The sequence below is a fragment of the Bradyrhizobium sp. genome, from assembly GCF_035570375.1.
In the GTDB taxonomy this organism is placed as follows: domain Bacteria; phylum Pseudomonadota; class Alphaproteobacteria; order Rhizobiales; family Xanthobacteraceae; genus Bradyrhizobium.
In genome coordinates this window covers 1-5,266 of record NZ_DATMLW010000114.1, presented here as the reverse complement: position 1 = coordinate 5,266, position 5,266 = coordinate 1, and the positions used below count along the sequence as shown (strand labels likewise).

General features: G+C 60.3%; 4 protein-coding genes. 3 read left to right on the top strand and 1 reads right to left on the bottom strand.

The genetic code is table 11. The features are described from left to right. From VNX23_RS11725 to VNX23_RS11715, 3 genes are all read left to right on the top strand, one after another. On the top strand, window positions 1-2,868 hold a 2,868-nt coding region (locus VNX23_RS11725), incomplete at its 5' end, for a DUF927 domain-containing protein (protein WP_325630167.1). Continuing rightward, window positions 2,861-3,643, top strand: coding sequence for a hypothetical protein (locus VNX23_RS11720; RefSeq protein WP_325630166.1), 783 nt, complete (start codon window positions 2,861-2,863; stop codon window positions 3,641-3,643). The genes VNX23_RS11725 and VNX23_RS11720, both read left to right, overlap by 8 nt. Window positions 3,644-3,752: 109 nt before the next feature. Then, window positions 3,753-4,184, top strand: a complete 432-nt coding sequence (locus tag VNX23_RS11715) for a hypothetical protein (RefSeq protein ID WP_325630164.1) — start codon at window positions 3,753-3,755, stop codon at window positions 4,182-4,184. Between the two features lie 772 nt (window positions 4,185-4,956). Here VNX23_RS11715 and VNX23_RS11710 read toward each other — a convergent pair. Further along, complete coding sequence (locus tag VNX23_RS11710; protein WP_325630163.1) at window positions 4,957-5,121, bottom strand: hypothetical protein; 165 nt, start codon at window positions 5,119-5,121, stop codon at window positions 4,957-4,959. Window positions 5,122-5,266: the final 145 nt, after the last annotated feature.

The following is a 5,266-nucleotide window of genomic DNA, read 5'->3' as shown; positions in this document are numbered from 1 at the left end:
GCACTCGGTATCCCCTGGCGCGATGCCCGGCCGCACATCCAATGCCCCCACCGCGACCACCCAGATAAGAATTCGTCATGGCGCTTCGACGAACGGACGGGACGCGCGATCTGCACCTGCGGCTCTCACTCGATTTTCGATGTGTTGATAAAGGTCGAGGGCATCACCTTCGATATGGCGAAAATCCGGGTCGCCGAGATCCTTGGACGGCCAGATCTGATCCGAATCCGCAATGGCAACAAGCACTACCAACGACACGATGCCCACAGCTTGCTCAACCCGCCATCCGACAGACGCGATGACGAACTACCATTCATCTACCTTGGTTCACGTCTCGGAATAGAACCCGGCGAGGTACCGCGCCCGCTGACTCCGGTTGTGGGGGTCAAGGCCCTCGATTATTTCGATCCCCTCGCCAGCCCGCGCGCGAAGCCGAAGCTGGTCGGATCGTGGCCATGCGCTGTCTTTGGCACGATGGCCGCCGACGGTCGAAGGCATGCCCACCGGATCTATCTTAGCCAGGACGGGCGCGCGAAAGCCGATCTCGGCATCGGGCCAGACGGCAAACTACGCGATCCTAAGAAGTCGGCCAAGCGCGCCGACGGCCAGGGCAGCACGGCGGGATGCGCTGTCATCTGGGGCAACCCGGAAAAAGCCCGGCACGCTGTTTCGTTCGAGGGGATCGAGAACGGAGCGGTCGGTGCCCATGCGCTTCGTCCTGAGATCGAAGCAGAAGAAATCTACGTCGCAGCAGCGATCAACGCAGCCGGTGTCGAGGCGTTCACGCCCTATCGGGCGACGCAGTTGGTGACGGTTGGAGCCGATCGCGACGAGGCTAAAGAGGGCGCGGGATACCGACGCGGCGAGCGTGCCTCGCGCACCTTCGCTCTGCGCAACCGCGATCATGTTGAGGTCAGAATTGGGTTGCCTGGCGAGCCAGGCGAAACCGTCGACTGGCGTGATATCCTGCAGCGTGATGGTGTCGAGGCGGTCCGATTAGGCCTCCTCGGTGCCACTCCTTTTACCCCCACTGAAGACGAGATCCAGAACCGGCGGCAGGATGCGACCCAGGCGCAGCGCGTCAAGGAGATCACAGAAACCTATCCGCTCCCGCAGTTGGAGATGCTGCGCCTTGAGTATCGGCGGACAAGAAGCGGTGAAATCTGGGTGCACAAATTTGCCGGCGAGAAGAGCGATATGGAGACCGGCGAAAAAGTCGTGGTTTGGATTCCCGTCTCCTCGCCCTTCGGGGTGCCGGCGCTGCTGCGTAGGGCGGACGCGGACGATGCCTACGGGCTGCGGGTCTCTGTCCAGGACATGAGCGGTCAGCCGCGCGCTGTCGATTTCGATCGCTCGGAGTTGGCAAGGCTCGGTGCCAGCGAGATCCGGGCGCGCCTACTTGAAGCCGGGCTTCGCGTCGAGGCCGATGGGGAGGCTGTCGTCGTCCAAGTGTTGAAAGCGGCCAAGCCTTCGGATTGCATCATCGTCGTCTCGCGGCCGGGCTGGCACCGATTGCCTGAGACGGTATTTGTCACTCCTGCGGGTGAAACGGTTGGTGCCCCTGAGGGGCTTCGCATCGAACTCGCGGCTGCAGTGAGGCTTCCTGACCGAGTCTCCCACTCGGGCACGACTGAGGGCTGGCAAGCGGCCGTGAGGGCGGCCGTTACCGCCGAGAACTGCCCGCATTGGACCCTTAGTGGCGCCGCAGGATTTGCCGGAGCGCTGATCGACCTGATCGAATTCGACACGTGCGGGCTCCATCAAAGCGGGGAGACCTCAGTCGGCAAAACCACCGGGGAACAAATTGCCGTATCCGCTTGGTCTTCACCGAAGCAATCGGAACGAGGTTTGCTCAAATCGATGCGAACCACCGAGAATTCCGTCGAGGCGCACGCCCGGGATTCGAGCGGCACGATCCTCGTGCTTGACGAAACGGCTCATGCCGACGGCAGGGTCATCGGCCGATTGCTCTACTCACTCGCTGGTGATGTCGGCAAATCCCGCATGCGGTCCGACAGTTCGCTGCGTCGGCCTCACACGTGGTCGACTTTTGTACTGATGAGCGGCGAGAAGAGCCTCCAACAAAAGATCCGAGACGACGGCGGCCAGTGGACCGGCGGGATGGCAGTTCGGTTTCCGGATGTCGATGTCACGGGGGTCAACTCCCGCGTACCACCGGAAACGATTGATGCACTGAAGCAGATCTTTGCGCATTATGGCCATGCGGGTCCAGCGTTCGTCCGCGCATTGGTCGCCAATGGCCTCCACCGGGAGCCGGACCTCCTGAAGGAGCGGATCCTAGCGGGGGCGCGCGCGATCGCCGGCTCGGCCGCCACCAGCGCGAAGGTCCGAGCTGCAATCCCGTTCGCGGTCGTAGCGATCGCCGGCAACCTCGCTCAGGAATTTGGCATCTTTCCTGACGAGGCTGATGTCGCAGGTGCAATCCGGTGGGCCTGGAAGCGTTTTTGCGACTCTTCCGACGCGCTGGCACTCGACCCAGACCGGCAGGCGGTCATCAATATCAGGCAATACGTCGCCGAGCGCTGGGACGTCACAATCAAGACCGTGAAACCCCAAACCGGGATCAACAACCGCGAGGCGGTCGGCTGGTACGATGACGATACCGTCTATCTGCCTACCAACAGGATCGCTGAGGCCGCCGGCGGTGTCCTCAAGGAGCAGCGCATCGCGGCTGTGCTCGATCAGGTAGGGTATCTGTCTCGCCGCGGCGGTCTGACCCGGATCGCGATCAGATATGTACCCCGGATCGGCCATGTCGATTGCTATGCGCTGCGGCGTAGCAAGTTCGGTCGATCCGACAAGGAAACCGACCCCAACCAGCTACACGCGGTGACGGGTCATGACTGACACTTCAGGGATCCTCGCCTCGCTTGATCGGTTCATAGAGCGATTTGCACGCCACGGCGAGTTGATCAGTGACCAGCGAGTGGCCACTCAAAATGAGCCGATGGGCACAACTAACTCACTGACAAATAATGGCACTAACCAATCTGGCCATTCTGGCCACCCAAAACAAGAGACCTTCGCCGGAGTCGATCACGAGCGATGTGGCTCACATCCATCTCCTGCCGAAATTTCCGGTGCGGGTCTCGCGCGTAAAGTCTCATCTGTGGATGGTTACAGTGGTAAGAATGGTAAATCCGTTTCATATCAACAACTTGCCGGTAGCCATCGGGAGAATGTCGATGGCCACAGTGGTAAGTCCTTTTGGGATCAACAGTTTGCAAGCCATCGGACGGATACGGGCGATCAACCTGGACGCGAAATTGGCACGCCTCCCAATGCTTCCCGGTTGGACCCGACAATCTGGAGCGACCTATATGAGGAACGCGCCGCGCATCGGCAGTTTGATGGGGGCTATCCACGCATCGAGGCAGAATTGCTGGCCTGGCGGGATATCGAATGGCGATGGCATCTCGCACACCGCGAGCGGGCCTCGGCTGAGGTATGTGCGGGATGCGGTCAGCTCATTCTACCGGACGAGACCCTCGACCTGATCGACGGCGCTCGCGTCCACATGAAAGAATACCGCTGCCGGATCGCATACGAGCAGCGCTGGCGCAGCGCCGCGACGAACGCGCTGATCGCGCTTGGACTGCAGCCCCCGGCCACCGAATGGTAGCGAGAATGCCTGATCCGCTTCGGCCGGCGGTGGCGTGGCGAGGCGACTGCCGGATAACATGCGATCACGCTCGATCCGACTCTTCGGCTTCGAACCGCTAGGCAACATAGTGATCCTAACACGGACTGAGACGTGCGTCCAACTGACGTACACTCTAGATGAATATAAGGAGTTCAACCACGTCATAGTAGCGTTCAGAAATGAAATTACTACAACCTTAAGAAACGAAACTCGCGATCTCCAAGATGATGACAAAGAATACTTTAGCCTGCTGGCTGATAAATTGGTTCATGCTCTTGACTATATAGACCGCATGATGGTCTGTTCTCGTACAGAGACCGGCATGCGACTGACCTTCATCATCGACGAATATGACAAATTCAACGAGAACATAGGATTGTTACGGATGGATCTTTGCGGCTTTCAAGAATTTCATAATCATAGAGGTGAATATGAAAAAGAGGATGCCTTAGAAAATATTGAGGACCTAATTGATGTTTTTGTGCGTTTACTAGGGAATCGTATGATTGTGGACAGTTAACGCATGCAGAGGAGTGTAGTGTTCTTCGACAGGGAGACTAGCGCACTGAGTCAAATCAAACGGACGATACAAGACAGCGTTCGAGTTTAGCCATAATGGAGATTGCAGCGGGGCCGGGCCGCCGGCCCGCGCCGGCTGCCGGCAGGGCCGGGGTGTCGTCGACGACCGTTTCGAAACCTTCGATCTTCTCACGGAGTTCGGGAAGAGTTCGCCCTCGAGCAGAAGATCTCGCTGCGCGCTCCCTCGATCGCCGCGCCCTTTACCGACCATGTCCGGCGACGCGGTCAGCCGCGCGCTCGTCGACCCGATGCAACGTCGGCGCGACCGACCGCCTCGACTTCACCGTGATCTCGGTTGGACGGCGATTGACGAATCAAATCAGCGGCTCCCCACGATGGAGCCCGCGAGGGTCGACACCCGGGTGTTGCGACAGCGGGCTGCCTGGCTCGCCGTCGGCTGCCTGGTCCTGCGGTGGGTGAGCGGTAGGGGTCGGCCTGGGCGTCGCCTTCATGAAATCGGGGCATGGCCGGCGATTTTTCGCAGCTCATCGATCACCAATTGCGGGTCAGCGGGGTGTAGTCGCTCCGCTTCGACCGGGCCTCTTCTATAGAGCGGGGGACGGCAGGTTTTCGTGCCGACAGGGGGAACGCGGCCGCATCGATCGGGTACTTCCTGTCAGGTGCCCGCGGGCGAGCGCTGGACCGACGACGATTTTCAGTGTCGGAGTCGGGGCGCCCCAACTACCGGTAACCGTGATTATAGGCGGGTGGAGCTAATATCCGCCGGGCCGCGGTCCTGCCGCTTGGACCACCGGACCGAAGGCCGAAACGAATGCAAACAACTCGACGAGCGACGCATTCCCAAGGTTAATCGGCTGCTCGCCGCGATCAAACCGCTCCGTCATGCTGTCGGCGATCCGCCGGATCGCGGTATACATTTGATCTCGTGCCTCGGAAAGATCCGGTTCGGTGACCGCCGCCTCCGATGCGCGGCAGCTCCCAGCGGATCTCGGTGGATGGCCGGATCATAGTCAACGATACCGACTTGGCGGTTCGCGCGGCCGTCGACGGGTTGGGAATCGC

Excerpts from the sequence above, each read along its gene's own strand:
- VNX23_RS11720 (WP_325630166.1), top strand. The coding sequence starts at position 2,861 with ATGACTGACACTTCAGGGATCCTCGCCTCGCTTGATCGGTTCATAGAG.
- VNX23_RS11710 (WP_325630163.1), bottom strand. The coding sequence starts at position 5,121 with ATGTATACCGCGATCCGGCGGATCGCCGACAGCATGACGGAGCGGTTT.